Source organism: Streptosporangium sp. NPDC023615 (genome assembly GCF_040640155.1).
Lineage (GTDB): Bacteria > Actinomycetota > Actinomycetes > Streptosporangiales > Streptosporangiaceae > Streptosporangium.
The window spans coordinates 11,952-36,141 of sequence record NZ_JBFABE010000057.1 but is presented as its reverse complement, the minus strand read 5'-3'; the positions used below and the strand labels follow the sequence as shown (position 1 = coordinate 36,141).

The 24,190-nt window shown below is 73.0% G+C and carries 23 protein-coding genes; 12 read left to right on the top strand and 11 right to left on the bottom strand.

From position 1 onward, the window contains the following. Nucleotides 1–208 precede the first annotated feature (208 nt). Nucleotides 209–1,393: an esterase-like activity of phytase family protein gene (locus AB0G16_RS29635; RefSeq protein WP_362812106.1), complete on the bottom strand. Its 1,185-nt coding sequence runs from the start codon at nt 1,391–1,393 to the stop codon at nt 209–211. 409 nt (nt 1,394–1,802) lie between these two features. Between AB0G16_RS29635 and AB0G16_RS29630 the strand changes: the two genes are divergently transcribed. The 5 genes from AB0G16_RS29630 (at nt 1,803) to AB0G16_RS29610 (ending at nt 7,513) form a co-directional block, all read left to right on the top strand. Further along, nucleotides 1,803–2,054 (top strand): hypothetical protein, encoded by a 252-nt coding sequence (locus tag AB0G16_RS29630; protein ID WP_362812103.1) that lies wholly within the window; start codon nt 1,803–1,805, stop codon nt 2,052–2,054. Between the two features lie 198 nt (nt 2,055–2,252). Further along, on the top strand, nt 2,253–3,329 hold the full coding sequence (locus AB0G16_RS29625; RefSeq protein WP_362812100.1) for a glycosyltransferase family 4 protein: 1,077 nt from the start codon (nt 2,253–2,255) through the stop codon (nt 3,327–3,329). Nucleotides 3,330–3,447: 118 nt separating this feature from the next. Next, complete coding sequence (locus tag AB0G16_RS29620) at nt 3,448–4,587, top strand: glycosyltransferase (RefSeq protein ID WP_362812097.1); 1,140 nt, start codon at nt 3,448–3,450, stop codon at nt 4,585–4,587. Continuing rightward, nucleotides 4,584–6,032, top strand: coding sequence for a hypothetical protein (locus AB0G16_RS29615; protein WP_362812094.1), 1,449 nt, complete (start codon nt 4,584–4,586; stop codon nt 6,030–6,032). The genes AB0G16_RS29620 and AB0G16_RS29615 overlap by 4 nt, the downstream gene beginning before the upstream one ends. After that, nucleotides 6,029–7,513, top strand: coding sequence for a glycoside hydrolase family 130 protein (locus AB0G16_RS29610; protein WP_362812091.1), 1,485 nt, complete (start codon nt 6,029–6,031; stop codon nt 7,511–7,513). Before AB0G16_RS29615 ends, AB0G16_RS29610 begins: the two co-directional genes overlap by 4 nt. A gap of 164 nt (nt 7,514–7,677) precedes the next feature. Here the strand turns inward: AB0G16_RS29610 and AB0G16_RS29605 are convergent, their stop codons facing one another. The 4 genes from AB0G16_RS29605 to AB0G16_RS29590 all read right to left on the bottom strand — a co-directional run bounded on the left by AB0G16_RS29605 (nt 7,678) and on the right by AB0G16_RS29590 (nt 10,684). Further along, nucleotides 7,678–8,589 (bottom strand): YihY/virulence factor BrkB family protein, encoded by a 912-nt coding sequence (locus tag AB0G16_RS29605; protein ID WP_362812087.1) that lies wholly within the window; start codon nt 8,587–8,589, stop codon nt 7,678–7,680. A gap of 291 nt (nt 8,590–8,880) precedes the next feature. Further along, the gene (locus AB0G16_RS29600) at nt 8,881–9,558 is read right to left on the bottom strand and encodes a DUF3618 domain-containing protein (protein ID WP_362812084.1); all 678 of its coding nucleotides are present in this window, start codon (nt 9,556–9,558) and stop codon (nt 8,881–8,883) included. Then, complete coding sequence (locus tag AB0G16_RS29595) at nt 9,534–9,935, bottom strand: phage holin family protein (protein ID WP_362812081.1); 402 nt, start codon at nt 9,933–9,935, stop codon at nt 9,534–9,536. The genes AB0G16_RS29600 and AB0G16_RS29595 overlap by 25 nt, the downstream gene beginning before the upstream one ends. Beyond that, nucleotides 9,932–10,684 (bottom strand): hypothetical protein, encoded by a 753-nt coding sequence (locus AB0G16_RS29590; protein WP_362812078.1) that lies wholly within the window; start codon nt 10,682–10,684, stop codon nt 9,932–9,934. Before AB0G16_RS29590 ends, AB0G16_RS29595 begins: the two co-directional genes overlap by 4 nt. A gap of 395 nt (nt 10,685–11,079) precedes the next feature. Between AB0G16_RS29590 and AB0G16_RS29585 the strand changes: the two genes are divergently transcribed. Together AB0G16_RS29585 and AB0G16_RS29580 are read left to right on the top strand one after the other, a co-directional pair. Then, nucleotides 11,080–11,664, top strand: coding sequence for a hemerythrin domain-containing protein (locus AB0G16_RS29585; protein WP_362812075.1), 585 nt, complete (start codon nt 11,080–11,082; stop codon nt 11,662–11,664). Between the two features lie 177 nt (nt 11,665–11,841). Further along, a complete protein-coding gene (locus AB0G16_RS29580) occupies nt 11,842–12,171 on the top strand; it encodes a CDGSH iron-sulfur domain-containing protein (protein WP_362812072.1) in 330 nt (109 codons plus the stop codon). Between the two features lie 105 nt (nt 12,172–12,276). On the opposite strand, the gene AB0G16_RS29575 is transcribed toward AB0G16_RS29580, so the two are convergent. Next, the gene (locus AB0G16_RS29575; RefSeq protein ID WP_362812069.1) at nt 12,277–13,245 is read right to left on the bottom strand and encodes an iron-containing redox enzyme family protein; all 969 of its coding nucleotides are present in this window, start codon (nt 13,243–13,245) and stop codon (nt 12,277–12,279) included. An 844-nt stretch (nt 13,246–14,089) separates the two neighbouring features. On the opposite strand from AB0G16_RS29575, the gene AB0G16_RS29570 reads away from it, so the two are divergent. Then, a complete protein-coding gene (locus tag AB0G16_RS29570) occupies nt 14,090–14,545 on the top strand; it encodes a hypothetical protein (RefSeq protein ID WP_362812066.1) in 456 nt (151 codons plus the stop codon). Between the two features lie 178 nt (nt 14,546–14,723). Beyond that, the gene (locus AB0G16_RS29565; RefSeq protein WP_362812063.1) at nt 14,724–15,230 is read left to right on the top strand and encodes a MarR family winged helix-turn-helix transcriptional regulator; all 507 of its coding nucleotides are present in this window, start codon (nt 14,724–14,726) and stop codon (nt 15,228–15,230) included. 125 nt (nt 15,231–15,355) lie between these two features. Here the strand turns inward: AB0G16_RS29565 and AB0G16_RS29560 are convergent, their stop codons facing one another. The 4 genes from AB0G16_RS29560 to AB0G16_RS29545 all read right to left on the bottom strand — a co-directional run bounded on the left by AB0G16_RS29560 (nt 15,356) and on the right by AB0G16_RS29545 (nt 18,911). After that, complete coding sequence (locus AB0G16_RS29560) at nt 15,356–15,742, bottom strand: STAS domain-containing protein (protein ID WP_362812060.1); 387 nt, start codon at nt 15,740–15,742, stop codon at nt 15,356–15,358. Next, nucleotides 15,742–17,388, bottom strand: coding sequence for a SpoIIE family protein phosphatase (locus AB0G16_RS29555; protein ID WP_362812057.1), 1,647 nt, complete (start codon nt 17,386–17,388; stop codon nt 15,742–15,744). The genes AB0G16_RS29560 and AB0G16_RS29555 overlap by 1 nt, the downstream gene beginning before the upstream one ends. A gap of 216 nt (nt 17,389–17,604) precedes the next feature. Continuing rightward, on the bottom strand, nt 17,605–18,540 hold the full coding sequence (locus tag AB0G16_RS29550) for a sensor histidine kinase (protein WP_362812054.1): 936 nt from the start codon (nt 18,538–18,540) through the stop codon (nt 17,605–17,607). After that, nucleotides 18,537–18,911 carry an STAS domain-containing protein gene (locus AB0G16_RS29545; RefSeq protein ID WP_362812051.1) on the bottom strand — a complete coding sequence of 125 codons (375 nt, stop codon included), beginning with the start codon at nt 18,909–18,911 and terminating at the stop codon, nt 18,537–18,539. The genes AB0G16_RS29550 and AB0G16_RS29545 overlap by 4 nt, the downstream gene beginning before the upstream one ends. 147 nt (nt 18,912–19,058) lie before the next feature. On the opposite strand from AB0G16_RS29545, the gene AB0G16_RS29540 reads away from it, so the two are divergent. Continuing rightward, entirely contained in the window at nt 19,059–20,033 is a 975-nt protein-coding gene (locus tag AB0G16_RS29540) for an NAD-dependent epimerase/dehydratase family protein (RefSeq protein WP_362812048.1), read from the top strand. A gap of 13 nt (nt 20,034–20,046) precedes the next feature. On the opposite strand, the gene AB0G16_RS29535 is transcribed toward AB0G16_RS29540, so the two are convergent. Continuing rightward, entirely contained in the window at nt 20,047–21,381 is a 1,335-nt protein-coding gene (locus AB0G16_RS29535) for an aminotransferase class I/II-fold pyridoxal phosphate-dependent enzyme (RefSeq protein WP_362812045.1), read from the bottom strand. A gap of 272 nt (nt 21,382–21,653) precedes the next feature. Here AB0G16_RS29535 and AB0G16_RS29530 point away from each other — a divergent pair, with 272 nt between their 5' ends. Together AB0G16_RS29530 and AB0G16_RS29525 are read left to right on the top strand one after the other, a co-directional pair. Continuing rightward, the gene (locus AB0G16_RS29530) at nt 21,654–22,262 is read left to right on the top strand and encodes a helix-turn-helix domain-containing protein (protein ID WP_362812042.1); all 609 of its coding nucleotides are present in this window, start codon (nt 21,654–21,656) and stop codon (nt 22,260–22,262) included. Between the two features lie 155 nt (nt 22,263–22,417). After that, complete coding sequence (locus AB0G16_RS29525; RefSeq protein ID WP_362812040.1) at nt 22,418–24,151, top strand: ABC transporter ATP-binding protein; 1,734 nt, start codon at nt 22,418–22,420, stop codon at nt 24,149–24,151. Nucleotides 24,152–24,190: the final 39 nt, after the last annotated feature.

The window sequence follows — 24,190 nt, the reverse complement described above, 5'->3', positions numbered from 1 at the left end:
CGCTCCCACGGTGGGAGGGTCCAGCCGGATCCCGGGATCTCCTCACGTGCCCGTGGGAGCGACCGGCGCACCGGCACCCACACCGGCATGCCCGATTCCCGCTCCGACGCGCTCCGCTCCCGTACCGTCATGCCCGGCTCACACGCCGGCGCGCCCGGCCCCCGTGCGACGGGGACCGGGCGCGCCGGACCTGCGGAGGCGGGACGGCTCAGCAGCCTCGCGCGGCGAAGGCCATGAACTGGTTGGTCTCCCGCCGGTCGAAGTTGTCGTCGGCGCCGATCACCAGCGTGCACTCGCCGGTGCGCAGGCGCGGGCCCCAGGCGATGCTCTCCAGGTTCTGCACGGGCGGCCGTACCGTGCTGAGGTCGGAGACCAGGCGCTTGACGACCGGACGGTACGGGCGGCCGCCGACCAGGCTGTCCCTGTTCAGCACGTTCGTGGCGCCGCCCAGGTCGACCTCGTACAGCTTGACCTTGTAGCCGACGCCCTCGATCCAGGAGCGTTCCAGGGCGAGGTAGCGGCGGTCGTCGATCGCCAGGATCTCCGACACACCGCTGTCGGACTTGCCGGTCGCCGGGACCGGTGCCGCGGGCAGCCGGTCGATCGGGTAGGCGTACTGCGCGCGCGGACGGCCGTCACGGCTCCACACGGTGATACGGGTCGTGGCCCCGCGCTGGACGGTGGGCAGCGGGCCGTCCTCGAAGCGCGGCCCCTCGGCGACGGCGACGATGGAGTGCTCGGTGGTGGTCAGGCCCTCGAACCCGAAGTTCCGCCGGGGGCCGCTGGCGGTGGCGGTCATCTTCAGGTTGCCGGGCACGGTCAGCTCACCGCGGTGGCGGCCCCGGGGGTCGGTCCAGCGGACGGACAGATCGGAGACCGGAACGGTGGGGTTCGCCTCGTCCGGCCGGTCGCCCTCGTTGGCCCAGATCAACCGGCGGCTCCACCGGTCGAAGCGGATCGTCTCGGGGTCGGCGGAGCGGGGACGGCCGTAGGCCGGGTAGGTGCTCCCGCCGGGGCGCTGCAGGGTGGTGACCCCGGTGAGGTTCACCCCGGTGAACGCGCCGGTGGCCGGGTCGATGGCCAGGCGCCCGGTGTAGAAGCGGGCCGGGTTGTAGCGCCACCGGTCGTCGGAGATGAAGTACCAGTTCCCGGTGCGCGGGTCGCGGTCGATCCCGGACAGGCCCCCGACGGTGGTCCCGGCGAACCGCATCTTGTGCGGCAGGCGCCGCTCACCGAGGAAGCGGGTGATCCTGAACTCCCTGACCGGCGCCGCCGCCGCGGTCTCCGTGGAAGCGGCCGTCGCGGCCGTCGACGACTGCGTACCGACGGCCGCGAAGCCGACCGTCGTCATGAGCGCGACGGCGATCGCCGTCATTCTGCGCGAATTGGCCATATGACTTTCCTCATCCCAGAAAACATCCCCGGAGGGCTGGCTGGAACATGAGACCGCGGATCACGGTAAACATCCACCGGAATCGGTATTCGGAATGGCGTTGTCCACTTAATGCCACCGCGACGCCAGGAATTTTTATACTTTTTCCGGCATGAATCGTGGATCACGACAATGACCTTTGAAACGTGTCGCTACGGACGGCCGGGGTGAGACCCCGCGGACGACCGCCTCGGGCGAAGGACGGGGACGGGGACGAGGGGGCGGGGGCGGGGGCGGGGGTGCGGGTGCGGGTGCGGGTGCGGGACGCGAGGGGCGCGTGGCGAGGTTCCCGGGCGCCGGGCGGGCGGGGAGTACCCTCGGAAGGGACGCCGACAACTCCGCCGGGTCAACTCCACTTGGACGGCGAATCATGGCGGACACCGAACCCGTATGCGAACTGCACCTGCGGATCGCCGGGCAGTCCCACGACCTGATGCTGCGCCTGCACGGCCACCGGCCCACCGAGGACGAGGTGGCGGGCTGGATGCGGGACGGCGCGGTGACCCGGCTCCAGGTGACCGAGACGGCCGGCCGCTCCCCCCACACCATGCTGGTGAACTTCGGCAGCGTGATCTTCGCCTGGCTCTGCCCCTACCAGTCCGGCCGAGGGATGAATTTATGACATGTCACATCAAGGGGACCGAGAGGCAAATGTGCGACATGTTCATATCGGCCCGGCCGGAGAACGGATCGCCGACGCATCCTCCCGGCCAAATCAGGGACAAATATCCGGCATCTCCCTGCCGACCGGGTCAAGGAGTGAACACGTGACACCGAAGGAAGCGCGCGGCCACCCGCTCCCGGGCGGGACGGGCGCCTCGTGAGGGTGGCCCTGCTCGGCCCGGTCGCCTGGCGCACGCCGCCCCGGCACTACGGGCCCTGGGAGCTGGTAACCGGCCTGCTCGCCGAGGGGCTGGCGGCCCGGGGCGTCGACGTGACGCTCTTCGCCACCCTGGACTCGATCACCGCGGCGTCGCTCGACGGGGTCTGCCCGACCGGGTACGCCGAGGACCCGTCGATGGACGGGCGGGTGTGGGAGGCCATGCACGTGGCGCACGCGCTGGGCCGCTCCGGCGAGTTCGACCTCGTGCACAACCACCTCGACTGGCTGCCGCTGGCCTTCGCCGAGCACTGCCGCGCCCCGATGGTCACCACCGTCCACGGCTTCTCCGGGGCGGGCATCCTGCCCGCCTACGCCCGTGCCCGGTCGGCGTACGTCTCCATCTCCGACTCCGACCGCTCCGGCGAGCTGGACTACGTCGCCACCGTGTACCACGGCGTGGACCTCACGCTGCTGCCGTTCGACCCGCGCGGCGGCCCCGGCCTGGTCGTCTTCGGCCGCGTCCACCCCGACAAGGGCACCGCCGCCGCCATCGAGATCGCCCGCCGGGCCGGCCTGCCGCTGACCATCTGCGGGATCGTCCAGGACCGGCGGTACTTCGACGAGGAGGTCGCCCCGCACGTCGACGGCGAGCGGGTCAGGTACCTCGGTTCGGTCGGCCCCGGGCGGCGGGCGGAGATCCTGGGCGCGAGCGCGGCGCTGCTGCACCCCATCGCGTTCGACGAGCCCTTCGGCCTGTCGGTGGTCGAGTCGATGGCCTGCGGCACCCCCGTCATCGCCTACCGCCGCGGGTCGATGCCGGAGGTGGTGGACCCCGGGGTGACGGGCCTGCTCGTCGAAGGCGTCGAGGAGGCGGTCGCCGCGGTGGCGCGCGTCGGCGCGATCGACCGAGCGAATTGCCGGGCCCAGGCCGAACGCAGGTTCGGCGTTGACCGGATGGTGGAGGACTATTTACAGGTATATCGCAGCATGCTGGGCCGTAAACAGGGCATGGATACAGTCGAAGTGACGCAGGGCCCGCCATCGACGCGGGGTCGCGGCAGCCGGGCCCCGTGAGGACGGCCCTCGGCATCGGGCTTCGAACTCCATCCGTCATCACGCCGGCCGATGGACGTCTCCACCGCGTGAGGCCGCGTCCGTGATCCGGAGCGGCCGATGACCGGAGGTATGACAGTTGGTCCGCACCTATGGTTTTCTCAGCACCCATCCGCCCACGCAGTGTGGGCTGGCCACCTTCAACTCGGCGCTGGCCGCCCACCTGGGCGGGAACGGCTCCCGTGGCGGGATCGTCCGCGTCGTCACCGACTCCGACGACGCGCGCCCCGCGCCCGGGGTCGTGCACACCTGGAGACCCGGCGACGACGGGGGCCGGCGGATGGCGACCTCGGCCCTGGAGCGGTTCGACGTCGCGGTCGTCCAGCACGAGTACGGCATCTACCCGGGCCCGGACGGCCAGGACGTCCTGCCGCTGCTGCGCGCCCTGTCCGTGCCCAGCATCGTGGTCCTGCACACCGTGCTGACCCGCCCGACCCCGCGGCAGCGAATCCTGCTGGAGGAGATCGTGGACGCCGCGGGCGCGGTGGTCACGATGACCGGCACCGCCCGCGACCGGCTGCTCGCCGGCTACCACGTGGACGCGCGCAAGGTCTCGGTCATCCCGCACGGGGCCGCCGAGCACATGCACGTCCTGGCCGTGCGGCAGCCACGCCCGCACCTGCTCACCTGGGGCCTGATCGGCCCGGGCAAGGGCATCGAGTGGGCGCTGCAGGCGCTGTCGCTGCTGGGCGACCTGTCGCCCTCGCCGACGTACACGGTGGCGGGCAGGACCCATCCCAAGGTGCTGGAGCAGCACGGCGAGGCCTACCGCGACGGGCTGGAGCGACTGGGCGAGCGGCTGGGCGTGTCGGAGGCCGTGCGCTACGACCCGGTCTACCGCGACCAGACCACGCTGATCCGGCTGATCCGCTCGGCCGACGTGATCGTGCTTCCGTACGACTCGCAGGAGCAGGTCACCTCCGGGGTGCTCATCGAGGCGGTGGCGGCCGGCGTGCCGATCGTCGCCACGTCCTTCCCGCACGCGGTGGAGCTGCTCACCGACGGCCCCGGCCTGCTCGTGCCGCACGAGGACCCGGTGGCGCTCGCCGCGGCGGTGCGCCGGATCCTGACCGAACCGGGCCTGGCCGACGAGCTGCGGAACCGGGCGCGCGTCCTGGCGCCGACCCTGCTCTGGCCGGCCGTGGCGGCCCGGTACGAGAACCTCGCCCGGAGCCTGCTGGCCGAGCGACCGGCCGCCGCGGCGGTGGCGCTGCCGTGACCCCCGCTCCCCCCGTGCCCCCCGGCACCTCCGAGGCACCCCTCGCCCCGGACGCCGCCGGACGTCCCGTCACGCCCTCCTCGGGGTACCCGGCGGCGTCCTCGGCGTCCCCGGCGTCCTCGGCGTCCTCGGCGTCCTCGGCGTCCTCGGTGGCGCCACCTTCCCTGCCCGTCGGCCCCGACTTCCGGCACCTGGAGCGGCTCAGCGACGACACCGGCCTGTTCGAGCACGCCCGGAACGCCGTCGTCCGCCGCCAGCACGGCTACTGCACCGACGACGTCGCCCGCGGGCTCGTCGTCACCAGCCGCGAACCCGCGCCGTCCCCCCGGGTGCACCGGCTCGCCGAGTGCTACCTGGCCTTCCTCACCCACGCGCAGGACGACACCGGCGCGTTCCGCAACCGGCTCTCGCACGACCGGCGCTGGAGTGACGAGCCCGGACTGGGCGACTGGTGGGGGCGGGCGCTGTGGGGCCTGGGCACCGCCGCCGCCCGCAACCCCGCCGGGTGGATCCGCGACGAGGCCATGGTCGCCTTCACCCTCGGCGCGTCCAGGCGGTCCTCGCACCCGCGGGCCATGGTGTTCGCCGGGCTGGGCGCGGCCGAGGTGCTGCGCGCCCGGCCCGGCGACGGCCCGGCCACGGCCCTGCTGGCCGACGCCGCCCTCGCGGTCGGCCTCCCCCCCGACGCCGCCGGCACCCCCGACACCACCGGCAACGCCACCGACACCGACACCGACACCGACAACGCCACCGGCACCGGCGTCTCGGCCTGGCCGTGGCCCCAGCCGGAGCTGACCTACGCCAACGCGGCCCTCGCCGAGGTGCTCATCAGCGCCGGCCACCTCCTGGGCGACGGCCGGACGCTCGCCGCCGGCCTGCGGATGCTCACCTGGCTCGGCGAGACGCAGACCACGGCGGGCCGCTTCTCGGTGGTCCCGGTGACCGGGTGGCGGCGGCACGGCCCCAGGGACCGCTACGATCAGCAGCCGATCGAGCTCGCCGCGCTCGCCGACGCCTTCGCCACGGCGGGCGCCGTCACCGGCGATCCCTCCTGGCGGACGGGCGTGTGGCGGGCCGCGGCGTGGTTCGGCGGCGCCAACGACCGCGGCGCGGTGATGTGGGACGCCGCGACCGGCGGCGGCTACGACGGCCTGACCCCGTACGGTCCCAACCTGAACCAGGGCGCGGAGTCGACCATCGCGCTGATCTCCACGATGCAGCAGGCCGAACGCCTGCGCGAGGCCGGGTACTCCCCCCGGACCGACCGGCCCCGGACCGACCGGCCCGAGGCCGGGCTCCCCCGGCAGGGCGGGCGGCCCCGGCACGGCGAGCCCGCGCCGGGCACCGACCCCCCGGGACCCCCGGGGCGCCCGGGGGCCGCCGGACGCGCCGGGCGCGTCGAACTCGCCGACGAGCCGCCTCTCGGACGGGCCGGGGCCTCGTGACCGTCCGGGACCTGGCCACCCGGCTCGGCCCGACCCTCGCGCCCGACCCTCGCAGGGTCGTCGTCAAGCTGTTCGTCCCCGGCGAGGACGCCGCCCTGGTGCGCAGCAGGGCCGCGACCCTGATCGACCGCGTCGCGCTGCTGAGCCCCGAGGAGACCTCCGCGCTGCTCGGGGAGACGCTGCGGCGGTTCGGCGACCGGCACCGCGACCTGGAGGCGACCTTCCTGCACCACTACGACCTGGTCCGTCACCGCGTCCCCGTCGACGTCGAGCTGGGACCGACCACCCGCCTGCTCGTCGGCGCCTACTTCAGCCACGAGTACGCCGTGGAGGGCGCCGCGCTGTGCAATCCCTCGATGGTGGCCCACCCCGACCAGTCGGGCCTGCTCCCCGGGCAGTTGCGCGCGGTGATCAGCACGCGGCAGATCGGCGAGGGCCACCTGTCGTCCATCGGCTTCGCCACGGTGCTGCTCGGCCCCGGCGAGGTCCTGGCCGTCGCCGACCGCTCGGGGCCGCTGACCGTCGGCCCCCGGCGCCCCACCCCGCACCGGCGCGACCTGCTCGCCGCGGCCCTCGCCGACGAGGACCGGGACAACGAGGTGTCCGCGACCGTCCTGGGGTCCCTGCCGGAGCTCTTCGGCGACGACGACTTCGAACGGGCGATCATGCGGCTCCCCGCCGACCTGCTGGCCCGCACCACCACCCACGGGACGCTGGAGGAGATGCGCCGGGCGACCGCCTCCGACTACGCGGTCACCTTCCCCGAGGAGGTGCCCGTCGAGCGGCGGGTGCTCTGGCCGGCCAGTTCCGCCGAGAGCAACGGGATGGAGGACGCCCGTTTCGTCAGGGTCGTCGACGAGGACGGCACGACCTCGTACCGGGCCACCTACACCGCCTACGACGGGCGGCACATCCGCTCGCAGCTCCTGGTCAGCGACGACCTGCGCAGCTTCGAGGTGACCCCGCTGCGCGGGCCCGGCGCCGCCAACAAGGGGATGGCGCTCTTCCCGCGCCCCGTGGGCGGGCAGCGGCTGGCGCTGTGCCGTTCCGACGGCGAGACCATCGGCCTGACCTCCCTCGACGAGCAGGGCAGGTGGCGACGCCCGATCCCGCTGCACTCCCCCCGCCAGAGCTGGGAGCTGATCCAGGTGGGCAACTGCGGTTCCCCGCTGGAGACCGGGACCGGCTGGCTGGTCCTCACCCACGGGGTCGGCCCGATGCGCCGCTACGCCATCGGCGCGCTCCTGCTCGACCTGGACGAGCCGCACCGCGTGATCGCCGAGCTGCCGGGCACGCTCCTCACCCCCGGCGAGAACGAGCGGGAGGGGTACGTGCCCAACGTGGTCTACTCCTGCGGCGGCCTGCTGCACGACGGCGCCCTGTGGTTGCCGTACGGGGCGAGCGACGCCCGGATCGGGTTCGCCCACGTCCCGGTGTCCACGCTCCTGGAGGCGATGCGCCCGCTGCCCGGAGGACACTAGCGTGGCCCGGCCGTCCGGCCGGGCCACGCGGGTTCTCCCGGGCTCACCAGGGCCCTGCGGGGGCCCGCGGGGGCCTTCGCGGCCCCGGCCCCTGAGGGTTCCCGAGGGGCCGGTAGGCGCCCTCAGGGGCCCGCCCGGATCGGGGCGGGCGCGGTCCCGGCCGGTCAGCCGGGGATGTCGCGGACCTGCTCCCGCTGCTCCTCGTCGAACTTGCGGGTGTCGCGGGGCTCGACGTAGGGCTCCCGGTCCTCGGGCCGGCCCGCCTGCATCGCCCGCCCGCGGGCGAGTTCCGCGTCGAACTCCACGCCGAGGAGCACCGCGACGTTGGAGATCCACAGCCAGATCAGGAAGACGATGACGCCGGACAGGGCGGCGTAGGTCTTGTTGTACGCGCCGAAGTTGGCCACGTAGAAGGCGAAGGCGGCCGAGGCGATGATCCAGAGCACCACCGCGAGGGCGCTGCCCGGGGTGAGCCAGCGGAAGCCCGGGTGCCGGACGTTGGGCGCGGCCCAGTACAGCAGCGCCAGGATGGCCATGACGATGAGGATCAGGACGGGCCACTTGGCGATGCTCCAGACGGTCAGCGCCGTCTCGCCGATCCCCAGGAGCTTCCCGGCCTGGTCGGCGAGGCCGCCGGTGAACACGACCGCGACCGAGCCGACGGCCATCAGGATCACCAGGACGGTGGTGATGGCCAGGCGGAGCGGGAGGGTCTTCCAGACGGGCCTGCCCTCGGGCATCTCGTACATGACGTTGGCGGCGCGCATGAAGGCGCCGACGTATCCCGAGGCGGACCAGAGCGCCACGGCGATACCGATGACGGTGCTGATGCCGGCCGCCCGCGGGCTGCTCTGCAGGCCCTGGAGCACGGTGTCGAGGGTCTGCTTGGCGGGGCCGGGGGCGATGGCGCCGAGGTTGTCGACGAGCGACTGGGTGGCCGACTGCCCGAACAGGCCGAGCAGCGAGACCACGGCCAGCAGCGCGGGGAAGATGGACAGCACCGCGTAGTAGGTCAGGCCGGCGGCCCAGTCGGTCAGGTTGTCCTGCTGGAACTCCTTGAAGGTGCGTTTGAGCACCGCCCACCAGGACTCCTTGGGCAGCTCTGTGGGGCTGTCCGGAGCCGATCGGTCGTCCGCCGCGCGGCCGGAGCCCGTCGCCGGACGTCCGGTGTCCTGACCTGACATGGGGGGTCACACCGCCTCTGTCGAACTCTGCCGAATTCTGCCGAACTCTGCCGAGGCCGCCGCCCTCTGCGGTGAGGGCGGCGGCGCTCGGATCGCCTGATGGGTCGGCCGGCGGGCCGGACCGGCGACCGGCGGCCGGTCACCGGCGGCCGGTCTGCCGGTTACTGGTGGCCGGTCTGCCGGTTACTGGTGGCCGTTGCCCGGCCGGACGTGCTCGGCCACCTGCTGGGCCTGGTCGCGGGCGTGCTCGCCGGTGGCCTGGGCGGCCCCGGTGGCGGTCTCCTTGACCTGCTGGGCGGCCTGCTGCGCGGCCTCCTTGGCCTCCTGGCCGAGGGCCTGCGCCGACTCCTGCACCGCCTGCTTGACCGGCTCGATCACGCCTTCGGCCTGCTCCATGATCTGCCCGGCGGCGCGCTCCTCGGCCTGGGTCCGCGGGATCAGGGTCGCGGCCAGCAGCCCGGCGCCGAACGCGATCACGCCGGCGGCCAGCGGGTTGCCCTGGGTGGTCCGCATCGCCTGCTGAGGCGCGTTCTGGACCACCTCGGCCGCCTGCTGGGCACCGTGCTTGACGGTCTCGGCGGTGCTGGAGGCGGCGTCACGGACGGTCTCCGCGGTGCCGCTGGCGGCGTCGCGAACCCCGGCCGCCGCGTACGACGCCTGGTTGCTCACCTTGTGGGCGGCGTGGGACGGCGTTCCCATGACGCGCTCGCGCACCGTCTGGATGCGCCGGCGCACGGTGTCGGTACGGCGGCGGACGATCCGCTTCGGGCTCGTCCGGTCGGCGAGACGCTCCACGTCCGCGGCCAGCTCGGCGCGCGTGGCGTTGATCTCTGCCCTTATTTCGTCAGGTCCCGTGCCCATTGGGCATCCTCCTTGAGCGTTTCAACGGTACGTTCCGGCTTGGGCTGCACCTCACGCAACCGGGCGCGCCCGGTCGTGTAGAGCACCGCTCCCGCGATCGCCCAGATGACGGCGACGATCAGCGCGGCCCATCCCAGGTCCATGACATTGCCCAGGCCGAACACGACGGCCAGCGTCAGCAGAAGGGCGACCATGTAGCCGGCGAATCCGGCTCCACCGAGCAGACCGGCCGCCTTGCCGGCCTTGCCGGCCTCCTCGCGGAGCTCGGCCTTGGCCAGCTGCAGTTCCTGGCGGACCAGCCTGGACAGGTCCTCCCCGATCTCCCCGACCAGTTGCCCCAGTGACGGTTCACTCGGCTCGGGGCCGGGATAGCTCATCGGACGTCACCACCCAGACCGGTGTTCGGAGGGGTGGTGCCCGGGTTGCCGAAGCCCTCGCGGGGCGTCGTCGGCTCGGTGCGGTACGGGTCGGCCGGCGGCCGGATCATCGGCTCGGCCAGCGGCTCCGCCGACACCGGCGGCGTGGCGGCCGGGTAGGCGGTGCTCTGGCCGGTCGTGTAGGCGCCGCTCTGACCGGTGGGGTAGGCGGGCGGCGTGTAGGACGTGCCCGTCCCGGCCCCGGATCCGGTGGTGGAGGGGCCGCCGGAGGTGGCGCCGCCCGACGCCTTGGCGACCCTGCCGATCAGGAAGCCCGCGGCGACGGCGCCGAGCAGGAACGCCCCGGGGCGGCGGCGCGCGAAGGTCTGAAGGTCGTCGACCGCTCCGGCCAGGCCGTGCTGGTCGAGGTAGTCGGCCGCTCGCCGTCCCTGGTCGGCGACCTGCTGGACCACTCCGGACACCGGTGAGTCGGGCTTGGCGCCCTCGCCCATCGCGGCCAGGTCGTCGGCCCACTGGCGAATGCCCTGGGCGGCGCGCTGGCTCTGCTGGTGCGCCTGGTCACCCACGCGGCCCTTCAGCTGATGGACCACCTGGCGAGCCTGCTGCTTGGCCTCGCCGGCCACCACCTGCGTCTGCCCCTTGGCGGTCTCGGCGACCTCCCCGACGGCGGACTTGGCGTGCTGAGCCGTGCTCGGGGAGTCCTGGCCATAGCCTGGGCGCTCCCCCGCCCCGGTCGGAAATTCACTCACGATGCCCTCCAAAGGTTGTGCATCTCGACTGAGACTCCGGTTACCCTCCCGACCCCTTCTCATTCATCGAACATCTGAATTTCACGGAAAGATCTATATGCCGCATAAGGTTTTTACCATGTGAGCTGCTGCTGAGCGGCTCGATGATTTTTTCGATCCCTCGGGGTGGCTCGCCGCAGAGGCGCGCGCCGGACACGTCCAAGGTCAGAGCCCCGGGGGAGAAGTTGATCTTCCAAAGAAGCAACGAAAAGAACATTTAGCGTAAATGTCAAAAAAATGCCTTTGGCTGAGACGCCTACCCCGTTGCGGCGGCCCCATACACGCCCCTCGCGGCACGCCTTCGGGTTTCGCCTCGTGAGCAGGGGTAAGCGACCCGGTGAGCCGAAGGGGGACGCATGAGTGATCGCCGGATCGCACCCGAACTGATGGGGGAGAACGACGTCGTGGACCTGCTGGTGCGCCAGCACGCGATGATCAGGGATCTGTTCGACGAGGTGGAGGAGAGCCCGGCGGGGAGCAGGAGGGCGGAGGAGGCCTTCCAGCGCCTCGTGCGGTTGCTGGCCGTGCACGAGACCGCCGAGGAGGAGATCGTGCACCCCTACGTACGCCTCGTGCTCGACGACGGCGACGAGGTGGTCGACGACCGCCTGGCCGAGGAGCGGGAGGCCAAGCAGCTCCTGGCCGACCTGGAGAGGCTGGGCACCGGGCATCCGGACTTCTCCGGGGGACTGCAGGTGCTCCGGGCGGCGGTGCTGGCCCACGCCCGTGCCGAGGAGCGTCACGAGTTCTCCCGGCTGCGCGAGCACACCGGCGTGGCCGAGCGGCGGGCCATGGCCGCGGGGGTGAAGGCCGCCGAGGCGCTGGCGCCCACCCATCCGCACCCCGGGACCGAGTCGGCGCTCAAGAACCTGCTCCTGGGCGGTCCGGTGGCGCTCGTGGACCGGACCCGCGACGTGATCCGCCAGGCCATGGGGCGCTGACACGGCGTCCACCGGGCCGTGAGGCGCCGGCCCGGCGCCCGTCGGACCAGGGGACGCCACCCGGCGTCCGCCGGGCCGTGAGGCGCCGACGGGGCGGAGAACGTCGCGTCGGCGTTTCTCCCCCGCGGCAGCGGGCAGTTTTCTCTAATGCCACATAAAGGGGACAATTCGGTCACGGTGACCACGTGCGAGGACGGCCCCCTCCTGCTGCGCGGGCCGTTCGAACTGCTGACCCAGGACGGCCGGACCATCGATCCCGGCAGGGCGACGGTGGCGCTGTGCCGCTGCGGCCGATCCGCCTCCAAGCCCTTCTGCGACGGCTCGCACAAGGCGACGGGTTTCCGCGCGCCGAGCGAGCCCGACGAGCCGGTGAACGGACCCGTCCGCACCGGGGACGCGCCGGACGGGTCCGGGGAGGCGCCGGACCGGGCAGAGGACACACGCGACCGGGCCGGGGACGCGCCGGACCGGGAGAAGAACGCGTCCGGCGGGACCGCGGGACGGTAGCGGCCGGGGAACGGCCTGCCGGGGAACGGGTGAGGGCGACGCCCGCCGGGCCGCGAGCGGCGTTCGCCGGATCGGGCGGCGGCGTTCACGGGACGGGTGCGGCGTTCACGTCCCGATCGTGGTGTCCGCCCCCCGGAGCGACGAGACGCCCCTGCCCCAGCTCCCCATGACGTGCTCGGCGAAGAGCCGGTCCAGGGCCAGGCCGCAGGCCGCCCCGTACAGGACGTCACCGGCCCGGGACGGGTACTGCGCGACGAACCCGCCGCACAGGTCGTGCGCGGCGACCTGCTCGTGCACGGCGTCGGCCTGCACGTGCTCGTCGTAGAAGCGCGCGGTGTCCTCGTCGCCGCCCAGCCTCCGCACCGCCCGGGAGTAGCACCCGTTGGGGATCGAGGAGGTCATCTCGAACGCCGCCAGGTGACCGAGCAGCGCGCCGAGATGGCGCCGGTGGAGCCCGAACATCGACATGGCGTTGGAGATCGCGAGCGTGATGGCCGGCACCCGTTCGAGGTAGGCGCCGTAGGAGTCGTCCATGCCCAGCCCGCGCATGGTGGTCCTGAAGAGCTCGGAGTGCATCCGCCCCGGGCGCCCGCCGCCGTACTCGTCCGACTGGATCTCCACCAGGGCGGCCTTGGGGCGACCGCGCAGCCGGGGGATGCCCCAGGTGTGCGGGTCGGCCTCCTTCAGGTGGTAGATCGACCGGTGCGCGACGAACTCGCGGAACTGGGCGAGATCGGCCTGACGCTGCAGGAACACCGACAGCTCGGGGCCCTCGGCGGCGGCCACCAGCTCGGCCAGCGCGTGGCGCGTGTCCCCGAACCGCGACGCGGGCGGGCAGGACACGGCCTGTGCCAGCCCCTCCTCGAAGCGCGTCTCCAGGATCTCCCGTACCTCCAGCAGGGAGGGGTTCCACTCCCATCGCTCGTCCACGCCCCGGAAGCCCTGGTAGTGCAGTTCGTAGCAGACGAAGAGCGCGAGCTGCACGTCCTCGTCCGTCAGGGCCGGGCCTGCGAAGCGCGCCGGGAACGACATGAGCGGGAGCGAGAACAGGCCGAAGCGGTGCGGCGGGCGCACCAGCCGCTCGAACAGGAGCGTGGTGATCGGCCCCCGCGCGGCGGGCAGTTCCGGCGCCCTGAGCGGCGGGGCGGGGTCGGCGTCCCCGGGGGCCGCGTCGGCCGTGTCGGCCGTGTCGGCAGCGCCGGCGTTGAACGCGTTCGTGCTCGCCGGATTCGTGCCGGCCGGGTCCGTGGTCCTTGGGCCGGTGTACCTCGGCCGTTCCGCGGAGGGCGGGAAGCACCGGGCCCGCGCCGGAGCCGACGGCCTGTGGGCGCCGGCGGTCCTCGAGAGCTCCGAGAGCTCGGAGAATCCGGAAGTCCCCGGAGGACCGGAAGTCCCCGGAGGACCGGAAGGTCCGGAGGAGGCGGCGGGGGCTTGAGTACCGGCGGGGCCGGGAGGTCCGGCACCGGGACGGCCTGGAGGGCCGGGGTTCGACGGGAGCGTGCCCGCGCCCCCGGACGGATCGTTCACCGTGGTGCCGTCACCGTGGACGTCGGCGGCGCTCCGCCCGCGGTGATCGGAAGCGTCGACCCCATGCGTCATGCGTCCCCCCGTGGATGCTCCCAGACCGGTGCGATGCCCGCGCCCGTGTTCCCGAAACGCCGCCAAGATCGCTCTTTACCAGCGCTGAACTGCATGAATAGCGAAATATGGCGATACGTCGTCAGCCGTCGGCGGACACCGGGTGGCCCCGCCGGGAACCGGCCCGAGCGGGGAGGATCCGTCGCGGGGCGGGGAGACGGTCCGGAATCTGGGGATGAACACGGATCTCGGGAAGGACGGAGAGCGGGAGAACGCGGCGTCCCGGCGCGTGAAGCGGGGGAAGCGGCGGGGTTCCGGCACGGGAAGGTACGGTCAGCTCATGTCCGAGCACAGCATGCCGCACGACCTCGCCGCCTGGGCGTGCCCCCACGGGCAGGACGCTCGCCGGGGTTGCACGACCTGCTACGAGGAGTCGAACGACGCCGACCAGTCCCAGCCCTCCTGGGAGGTCGCCGCCTGGTTCACCACCTCGCGGCCGATCCCCATACGAACCCTCCAGGACGCGCACCACCACGGCCGCTACTTCGCGCTCGACCAGCCGTCCACGCCGCTGGTCTACCTGCTGACCGGTCACGCGCGGGCCGGCGGCAGCGTGCAGGCGATCGCGGGCGTGGTGGGCTTCCTGCTGCACAACCGGCACGTGGTGGCCGACTTCACCGTGACCGAGACCCGCGCCACCCGCCGTTCCCCCGCCACTCCCAGCGCGCCCAAGGCGACCCGTCAGACCGACACCTGGCTCCAGAGCCAGCGCCGGCCGGACGGCCGCACGCGCTGAACCGCGCGCCACGCCGATGAGAGGGGCGGCGCCGATGACGGCGCGGGCAACCGGGCCGGCAACCGGGTCGATGACGGGGCCGATGACGGGGCCGACACGGGGGCGGAGCCGGTGACGGGGGTGGCGCCCGCGCCTAAACTCGACAACGTCATTGCCGGAGTCGTCGGAGGAGGTTCCCGTGCCCGCTGACTCCCCTGGCCCGCCGCACCCCCAGGACCCCCAGGACTCCCCGGGCTTCGAGCTCCCGCTCCGGCTCTTCCTCGGTTTCCGGGTCCTCATCGACGAGCTCCACGCGGAGCTCGCCCGTCAGGGGCACCCCGACGTGCGGCCGATGCACGGCTTCGTGATGCAGGCGATCGGTCCCGGGGGCACCACCGCGGTGGAGCTCGGCCGCCGGCTGGGCGTCTCCAAGCAGGCCGCGGGCAAGACGGTCGACACCCTGGAACGTCTGGGCTACGTCGAACGGGTCGCCGACGCGGGCGACGCCCGGCGCAAGATCGTACGGCTCACCGGGCGGGGCACGGACAGCCTCGTCAGGTCGGCACGGATCTTCGACGACCTGCGCGCCGGCTGGGCGAGGACGCTGGGCGAGGACCGCCTGCGCGCCCTGGAGTCCGACCTGCGGGCCGTGACCCCCCGGGACGTCTTCCGCCTGGACGTCCCGGGCTGGTTCGGCGGGTACTGACCGGCGCGAGCGGCCGCCACACCGGTCCGCCGCGTCGCTCGGCCGCGTCGCTCGGCCGCGTCGCTCGGGCACGCCGGTCGGGCACGTCGCTCGGGCACGCCGGTCGGGCACGCCGGTCGGCCGCGTCAGTCGCCGGGCTCCGCGACCGCCGCGCGGGCGTCCAGGGCGTCGCGCAGCGCGGGAAAGGCCGGGATGCGCATCGTCAGGCCGGTGATCCACAGGATGCGCGTCGCGCCGCGCTCGGTGGCGACCAGGCTCAGCTCTCCCCCCTCCTCCAGGGAACGCTTCCAGCACAGCACGATGAGACCGGTCGCCCGGGAGTCGAGCAGGTCCAGGCGCGTGAGGTCCAGGATCAGGTCCGGCCCGAACCGGTCGAAGGCGCGGTCCATGAACTCGACGACGAGCTCGTGGATGGAGAAGTCGAGGCTGCCGCTGATCACCACGACCCCCGTGCCCTCCTCGGCGGTCGCCCACAGCTCCGCGGCCGTGGTCTTCAGGTGGAGTTCCGGCATCAGACCTCCCCCCGGACGGGCGCCGTGACCTGGATGACCAGCACGCAGGTGTCGTCGGTGTCGCTGCTCGGCACCATGGCCTCCATGACCGCCCGCAGCCGGTCGTCGCCGTGGTGCGAGCGCAGGACCTCGGCCACGGTCCCGCTCACCAGGTCCAGTCCCTCGTACAGGTCCCGGCCGCGTTTCTCTATCAGCCCGTCGGTGAACATCACCAGCAGGTCGTCCTGGCGCAGCCGTACGCTGCCGTAGGTGTAGGAGGCGTCGTCGAAGACGCCGAGCAGGACGCCCGGGTGCAGCAGGCGCTCCACCCTGCCGCCCCTGGCCAGCAGCATCGGCGGGTGCCCGGCGTGCGTCCAGCGCAGCATCCGGTCGGCCGGGGTGTAGCGGGCCACGATCGCGGTGGCCAGCACGTCGGGGCGCAGCCTGCAGAGCATGCGGTTGAGCGTGGCCAGGATCCGGGCGGGGTCGTGGTGGGCGAAGGCCAGGCCGGTGATGGCGTGGCGCAGCTTCGCCATCGCGGAGGCGGCGGCCAGCCCGTGCCCGGCCACGTCGCCGACGGCCAGCAGCACGTCGCCGTCGTCGAGCTCCATCGCCTGGTACCAGTCGCCGCCCAGCCACGCCTCCTTCTCGGCGGGCGCGTAGCGCGCGGCCACCCGCAGCCCGGGCAGCACCCTGGGCTCCTCCTCGACCGGCATGATCACGTTCTGCAGGCTGACCGAGAGGCGGTTCTCCTCCTCCAGCCTGCGGTTGGCGCTGGCGAGCTCGTCGGCGGCCCGGCGCCAGGAGGTGATGTCCTGGACGACCGCGTGGATCTCCAGGGACACGCCCTCGGCGTCACGGACGGCCTCGGCGAAGATCCGGACGTGCCGGACGCCCTCCCCCTCCGCCCCCGCGGCGGGCGCGACGCGGATCTCGAACTCCTGGGACTCGCCGGTCTCGGCCAGCGCGGACAGGGCCCGCTCCAGGACGGGCCGGTCCTCGGCGACGGTGACGGCGGCGTACTGCTCCAGGCTCAGGGGCCCCTCGGCCGGGTCGCGGCCGTGCGTGGCGTACAGCCGGGGTGACCAGGTGGTCTCCCCCGAGGTCAGGTTCCAGTGCGCCCAGCCCAGGTTGCCGAGCTGCTCGGTGCGCTCCAGGCGGGCGGCCATCAGCCGCTCGCCGTCGTGGTTGACCCACGTGCTGAGCAGGCCGCCGGCGACGCGGGCGCAGCGCACGCCGTACCAGGAGCGGTGCGGGACGCCGCCCGCGACCTCGACGTGCTCGTACAGGTCGACGCGGCCGGGCTCACCGGTCTCCATCACCCTGAGGTAGGTCTCCCACAGCTCGGTGCCGCGGACGGAGGGGTAGCGCTCCAGGGTGCTGACACCGACCAGTTGATCGCCCCGCAGGCCGTGCACGTCCCTGGCGTCCGGGCTCGCGGCCCGGACGAGGAAGTCCACGATCGCGCCCGTCTCGTCGCGTACCGGCACCGACCAGGTGGCCGCGCCCGGCATCACGTCGAGCATGGCGCGCACCCCCGCCGTGACGCCGGAGGCCGGATCCTCCAGGCCGGACGGGAGTGTCAGCGTGCTGACCATGTCACCCACCGGCCCCTGGGCGGCTCCTCGCGCGGGGAGCTCGTGCTCTTCGGGCAACGGTGTGACCAAGATGGCTTTCTCCAGGTTTTCGGCGTTCTCTGCGTTCTCGGTGTTCTCGGTGTCGTGAGGTCTCCGGCGTTCGTGGCGTCCCGGGCCCGCCGGGGAGGGCGGGTCGAGGTCGTCCTTGCTCCAGAATGACACTCTCCGGCGCCGCCGTCCCACACCGGGAGGTTTTCCGGGACGAAAGTGAGCGATGGTGCCCGTGGGAGGAGGCCGGCGAGGCGCTCAGGAGACGTCGAAGTACACGCGGACGGTGGTCCTTCCCCGCTCGGTGTGGACGCGGACGAGGTCGCCGAGCAGGTTGGTGACGAGCAGGCCGCGCGAGCCCCGCTGGTGGGAGCCGGCCGGGCGCCGTCCCGCGAGGGGGTCGGCGATGTGGCCGGTGTCGCTGACGTCGAAGACGACGCGGGGGCCCTCGGTCCAGATCCGCGCGGTCCCGGAGCCGCCGCCGTGCTCCAGGCTGTTGGCGGCCAGCTCGCTGGCGATCAGCCGCAGGTCCTCCAGCCGTTCCCCCGCCAGGCCGGCCCTGTCCGCGTACCGCACGGCGAAGGCGCGTACCCGCCACAGGTCGTCCGCGCCGAAGGCGAGGACCTCGGCGTCCGGCGGCTCGGGCAGCGCCCCGCCGCAGTCGCGGATGACCCGCTCGGGCGCGTACCCGGTGCTGGCGCGCGTGCCCGTGCCGTCGACGACGACGGGGTGGGTCTCCTCGGCGTGCGCGATGATCTCGGCGTCCAGCCCGTCGGCGTCGTACGGGCACAGGATGGTGACGTCCCGCCCGGAGAAGGCCAGGTTGATGAGCGCCTCGTGCTGCAGGCACGCCACGTACTCGGTCGGTGAGCGGTCGGGCCAGATGGGCTCGCCGACGACGCGGACCCTGCGGCCCGGGTGGAGGTCGGTGAAGGCCCACAGCACGGCGGGGATGATGCGCCCGGGGTTGCGGCCGGCCTTCTCCATGTCGATGAAGTGCACGCCGGCGGCGTCCTCGCCCAGCTCGGCCCGGATCAGCGCGAGGTTCCGCGCCGGGACGGCGACCGCGACCGGCTCCTCGGCCTTCAGCCCCTCCCGGATGAAGGGGACGGTGCCGTCCAGGTACTCCCGGTCGCCGCGGTAGAACAGCGCGGGATGGACGAACGGCTCGGTCTCGGCGGTCGTCGCGCTCACTTGGTCTTCACTTCGATCGACACCGAATCCGATCCGATGAGGGCCAGCACGGACCTCAGGCAGTAGGGGGCGCTGTGCAGGAAGAGCCTGCCGCCGCCGACGAGGGCGCGCGCGGCCTGCTCCAGCAGCCACGCGCCGCGGACGTCGATGAACGTCAGGCCGGACAGGTACAGGTGGCGGTCCCCGCCGCCGGTCACCAGCTCGCCCAGTGCCTCCTGCCACGCCCGCCTGGTCGTGCGGTCGATCTCGCCGCTCACCTTCAGGCCGGGGGGCGGCCCGAGGGGATCGATGCGGAGGCCGCCCCCGGGGGGCGGGTCGCCGTCGTGAGGGGGGCGGGAGGCGAGGGGCCCGGGCTGTGGCGAGGTCGACACGGTGTCCGTCCTGAAATCGACGATTGACTCCCATAACGTACCTGCCCGTCACTCTCGGCAGGCACCGAACGGGCCGCCGGGACGTCCGGCGGCGGGGGCCCTTCCGCGGGGTGGGCACCGCCACCTGGGGCGGGAACAATGGCGGGCATGCGAATTCTCATCGTCGGCGGTACCCGGTTCGTCGGCAGGCACATCACCGAGGCCGCGCTCGCGGCCGGGCACGAGGTCTCCCTGCTGCACCGGGGCCGGACGGGGGCGGAGCTGTTCCCCGGCGTCGAGCGCCTGACGGCCGACCGCGACGCCGACCTGTCGGTCCTGCGCGGCCGGAGCTGGGACGCGACCGTCGACGTCAGCGCCTACCTGCCCGCCCAGGTCACCGCGCTCTCCGGCGCGCTGTCGACCGGGCGGTACGCCTTCGTCTCCTCCACCGCGGTCTACCGGGCACCCGAGGCGCCGGGGTTCACCGAGGACTCGCCCCTGGCCGAGCTCGACGGGCCGGTCCCCGAGAGCGTGACGAACGAGACGTACGGGCCGCTGAAGGTGCTCTGCGAGCGGGCCGCGGCGGACGCGTTCGGGGCGTCGGCGCTGGTGGTGCGGCCCACCTACGTCATCGGCCCGGACGACTACACCGGCCGTTTCACGTACTGGGTCAACCGGATCGCCCGGGGCGGCGAGGTGCTGGCGCCCGGCGACCCCGCCGACCCCGTCCAGGTCGTCGACGCCCGCGACCTGGCCGCCTGGATCGTCTCCATGCTCGAACGCGAGCGCGGGGGCGTCTTCCACGCGGCCACCCCGGCCCCGCCGTTCTCCTTCGGCGACCTGCTGGAGACGGTCGCGGCCGAGGTCGGGCCCGCCGGGACCACCCTGACCTGGGTGGGGCAGGACTTCCTGCTCGCCGAGGGCGAGAGCGGCCGCTCGCTCCCCCTGTGGTCGGAGGGGGACGCGTTCAGGGCGGTCAACACCGCCGACTCCTCGGCCGCCCTGGCCGCGGGGCTCGACCCGCGGCCGCTGCGGCGGTCGATCCGCGAGATCCGCGAGGCGGAGTCGTCGTTCTCGGTGCCGGGCACCCTCACGCCCGGCCGGGAGGCCGAGCTGCTCTCCCGCTGGGCGGCGCGCCCCTGACGGTCCCCGCCCGTCAGGCCGGGTCGTCCACGGTGAAGCGCACGCCGGAGAAGCGGGCGCGCCACTCGCTGACCTCCGGCGCCACGGCGGCCGGGTCGTCGCCCTCCAGGCCGCGGGCGACGAACGAGGCCAGGACGGGCATGTCCGCCTCGGTCATGCCGAGCCTGGCGATCTCCGGGGTGCCCAGGCGCAGGCCGTTGACGTCCCCCTCGACCGGCTCCAGCGGCAGGCCGATGCCGCAGGCGAGCAGGTTCGCCGCGCGCAGCCGCCGGGCGGCCCGCTGCCCCCCGCCGTAGCGGTGGGCACGGACGGCGAACTGGTGGGAGCGGGTGCATCCGCGCTCGGCGGCGAAGACCGGGACGCCCAGGGCGAGCAGCTCGTCGGCCAGGCGCCGCGCGGTCGCGGCCATCGCCCGCGCGTAGGCGGGCCCGGCCGCCTTCCAGTCGAGCATGGTCATGGCCAGCGCCGCGGTCTTGCCGGCGTCGAAGTTGGCGGTCAGCCCGGGGTAGGCGATCGCGTCGAGACGCTCGGCCAGGTCGGTGTCGTCGGTCACGATGAGCCCGCCCGCGGGACCGCCCAGGCTCTTGTAGGTGCTCATCGTGATCAGGTGGGCGCCCTCCTCCAGCGGGTTCGGCCAGAGGCCTCCGGCGATCATGCCGCACAGGTGCGCGGCGTCGAAGAGGACCTTGGCGCCGACCGCGTCGGCGATCTCGCGGATCCGCGCCACCGGGTGCGGGAAGAGGTTGAGGCTGCCGCCGACCGTGATCAGCTTCGGCCGTACCGTCCCGGCGAGCTCCGCCAGCGCGTCGACGTCCACGGTGTAGCCGTCCGCCGTGACCGGGGCGGGGACGGTGTTCAGGCCGTACAGGCCCGCGGCGCCGGCGCCGTGGTGGGTGACGTGGCCGCCGATGCTGGCCGGCGGGGCGATGATCGTGTCACCGGGTTCGCAGACGGCCATGAACGTGTAGAGGTTCGCCAGCGCCCCGGAGCCGACGCGGACCTCGGCGTACCTCGCGCCGAAGACCTCCGCCGCCAGCGCGGCGGCGACGATCTCGATCTGCTCGATCGCCTCCAGGCCCATCTCGTACTTCTCCCCGGGGTGCCCGAGCGAGGGCCGCGACCCCAGGCCGGCGGAGAGCAGCGCCTCGGCCCTTGGGTTCATCACGTTGGTGGCCGGGTTCAGGTTGACCGACTCGACGTCGTGGATGCGGTGGTTCTCGGCCACCAGCCGTTCGATCTCCCCCTGCACCCAGGAGGGCGTCCGGTCCGTCACGGCGTTCGTCACCGAGCGGACACGATCCTCGGTGACGGCGGATACCCAGGAGCGCTGGGCGAGGGTGCGGGACATGGGGTGATCTCCTGGCCGACAGGCAGACGACTGTCGGTGACGCCGGGGCGGTTCGTCTGCGAGACGACGGTAAGTCGAAGGTGACGTCAGGCGCATCGGGTGAAAGAAGGGCTTTTTAAGCTCCTTTTCCTACATCTGAAGGAAAAAACGGATGAACGATCGAACTCCGGTTACACCGGTCCCACGAGCCACGGAGACGACCGGGGCCGCCGGGCATCCGCCCTCGGCGAATAAATGAGTGAGTCACTCACTCACTTGGCTACGATGACCGGGTGACCTCGATCCCGCATCGGGCCCCTCCCCTCCCTCCGGACGAGCGGCGGGCGGCGCTCATCGCCTCCACCCTCTCGCTCGTGCTCGCCCACGGACCCGACGTGAGCACCCGGCAGATCGCCCGGGCGGCGGGCGTCGCCGAAGGAACGATCTTCCGTGTCTTCGCCACCAAGGACGAGCTGGTGAACGCCGCCGTGTCCAGCGCCTTCGATCCCGCGCCGCTCCTGGCCGAGCTCAGGGCCGTCGACGGCGCGGCGCCGCTGGAGGACCGGCTCATCGCGGCGGTCGAGATCATGCAGCGCCACACCAGGCGCATCTTCGGCCTGATGAACGCGCTCGGGGCGGCGGGGGCCGCCGAGGCCGAGCGCACCCACCGGCAGCGCATGGAGCACGCCGAGCTCACCCACCGGGCGATCGCGGACCTGATCGTCCCCGACCGCGACCGGCTGCGCTGCGAACCCGGCGGCGCGGCGCAGCGGCTGAAGCTGCTGACCATCGCCTCCGGCCATCCCGCCTTCGACGAGAAGGACCCGATGTCCCCGGCGGACATCGTCTCCCTGCTGCTCGACGGAATCCGCCGGCGTCCCGACCCCGGCCCGCGGCCTTGACCTCAACAAAGGTTCATGTCGGACGCTGATCCCATCATCTCCCCTCGAAAGAGACCGCCCATGATTCTGGCCAACGGGGCGCCAGAGCAGACCGGCCGCCACGCGGCGACCCTGCCCGACGTCCTCCGTCCCCTCGCCCCCGGCGCGGTGTCAGCGTGCTGACCCGGCTGCTCCGTACCTACCTGCGCCCCTACTCGGGGGCGCTGGCCGCCGTGGTGGTGCTGCAGCTCGTCGGCACCATCGCCTCGCTCTACCTGCCCAGCCTGAACGCCGACATCATCGACCGCGGCGTGGCGGTCGGCGACACCGGCTACATCCTGTCGGCCGGCGCCTGGATGCTGGTCGTCTCCCTGGTGCAGATCGCCTGCTCGGTCGCGGCGGTCTACTACGGCGCCCACGCCGCCATGGGATTCGGTCGCGACGTCCGCTCCGCCGTCTTCCACCGGGTCGGCGGCTTCTCCGCCCGTGAGGTCTCCCAGTTCGGCGCCCCCTCACTGATCACCCGGGGCACCAACGACGTGCAGCAGGTCCAGATGCTCGTCGTGATGACCTGCACCATGCTGGTCGCCGCGCCGATCATGGGCATCGGCGGCATCGTGATGGCGCTGCGCCAGGACCTCGGCCTGTCGTGGCTGATGCTGGTCTGCGTACCGGCGCTGCTGATCTCGATCGGCCTGATCATCTCCCGCATGGTCCCCCAGTTCCGCGCCATGCAGACCCGCATCGACCTGGTGAACCAGGTTCTGCGCGAGCAGCTCACCGGCATCCGCGTGGTGCGCGCCTTCGTGCGCGAGCGCGAGGAGACGCGCAGGTTCGCCGAGGCCAACGAGGCGCTGACCGGGACGGCGCTGCGGGTGGGACGGCTCACCGCGCTCATCTTCCCCGTCGTGATGCTCATCCTGAACGCCTCCAGCATCGCCGTGCTGTGGTTCGGCGCCTGGCGGGTGGACGGCGGCGACATGCAGATCGGCGCCCTCACCGCGTTCCTCATGTACCTGATGCAGATCCTGACCTCGATGATGATGGCCACCTTCATCTCGATGATGATCCCGCGCGCCGCGGTCTGCGCCGAGCGGATCACCGAGGTGCTCGACACCGACTCGTCGGTGGTCCCGCCCGAGGACCCGGTGCGGGAGGTGACCGGCCACGGCGAGCTGGAGATGCGCGACGTCGAGTTCCGCTACCCGGGCGCGGCGGCGCCGGTGCTGTCCGGCATCACGTTCCGCGCGACCGCCGGGCGGACCACCGCCGTCATCGGCAGCACCGGGTCGGGCAAGACGACGCTGCTCTCACTGATCCCCCGGCTGTTCGACGCCACCGCCGGGACCGTCTCGGTCGACGGCGTCGACGTGCGCGACCTGGAGCCCCAGACGCTCTGGAAGCGCATCGGCCTGGTGCCGCAGAAGCCGTACCTGTTCAGCGGCACGGTCGCGAGCAACCTGCGGTACGGCAACCCGGACGCGAGCGACGAGGAGCTGTGGGAGGCACTGGAGGTCGCCCAGGCCCGCGACTTCGTCGAGGAGATGCCCGGTGGTCTGGAGGCGCCCATCGCGCAGGGCGGCACCAACGTCTCCGGCGGCCAGCGGCAGCGGCTCTCCATCGCCAGGGCGCTGGTCAGGAAGCCCGAGATCTACCTGTTCGACGACTCGTTCTCGGCCCTGGACCTGGCCACCGACGCCCGGCTGCGCGCCGCCCTGCGCCCGCACACCGCCGAGGCGGCCGTGATCATCGTCGGCCAGCGCGTCTCCACCATCGCCGACGCCGACCAGATCATCGTCCTGGACGACGGCATGATCGTCGGCCTGGGGACGCACGACGAGCTGCTGGAGTCCTGCCCGACGTACATCGAGATCGTCGAGTCCCAACTAGCCGCGGAGACCGCAGCATGAGCGACCGTCCCACGTCCGCGACACCCCCGGCGGCGGCTC

What these genes read in the sequence shown, in the direction of transcription:
- AB0G16_RS29535 (WP_362812045.1), bottom strand. Translation starts at nt 21,381, where the DNA reads ATGTCCCGCACCCTCGCCCAGCGCTCCTGGGTATCCGCCGTCACCGAG.
- AB0G16_RS29630 (WP_362812103.1), top strand. Translation starts at nt 1,803, where the DNA reads ATGGCGGACACCGAACCCGTATGCGAACTGCACCTGCGGATCGCCGGG.
- AB0G16_RS29600 (WP_362812084.1), bottom strand. Translation starts at nt 9,558, where the DNA reads ATGGGCACGGGACCTGACGAAATAAGGGCAGAGATCAACGCCACGCGC.
- AB0G16_RS29585 (WP_362812075.1), top strand. Translation starts at nt 11,080, where the DNA reads ATGAGTGATCGCCGGATCGCACCCGAACTGATGGGGGAGAACGACGTC.
- AB0G16_RS29595 (WP_362812081.1), bottom strand. Translation starts at nt 9,935, where the DNA reads ATGAGCTATCCCGGCCCCGAGCCGAGTGAACCGTCACTGGGGCAACTG.
- AB0G16_RS29635 (WP_362812106.1), bottom strand. Translation starts at nt 1,393, where the DNA reads ATGGCCAATTCGCGCAGAATGACGGCGATCGCCGTCGCGCTCATGACG.
- AB0G16_RS29540 (WP_362812048.1), top strand. Translation starts at nt 19,059, where the DNA reads ATGCGAATTCTCATCGTCGGCGGTACCCGGTTCGTCGGCAGGCACATC.
- AB0G16_RS29570 (WP_362812066.1), top strand. Translation starts at nt 14,090, where the DNA reads ATGTCCGAGCACAGCATGCCGCACGACCTCGCCGCCTGGGCGTGCCCC.
- AB0G16_RS29560 (WP_362812060.1), bottom strand. Translation starts at nt 15,742, where the DNA reads ATGCCGGAACTCCACCTGAAGACCACGGCCGCGGAGCTGTGGGCGACC.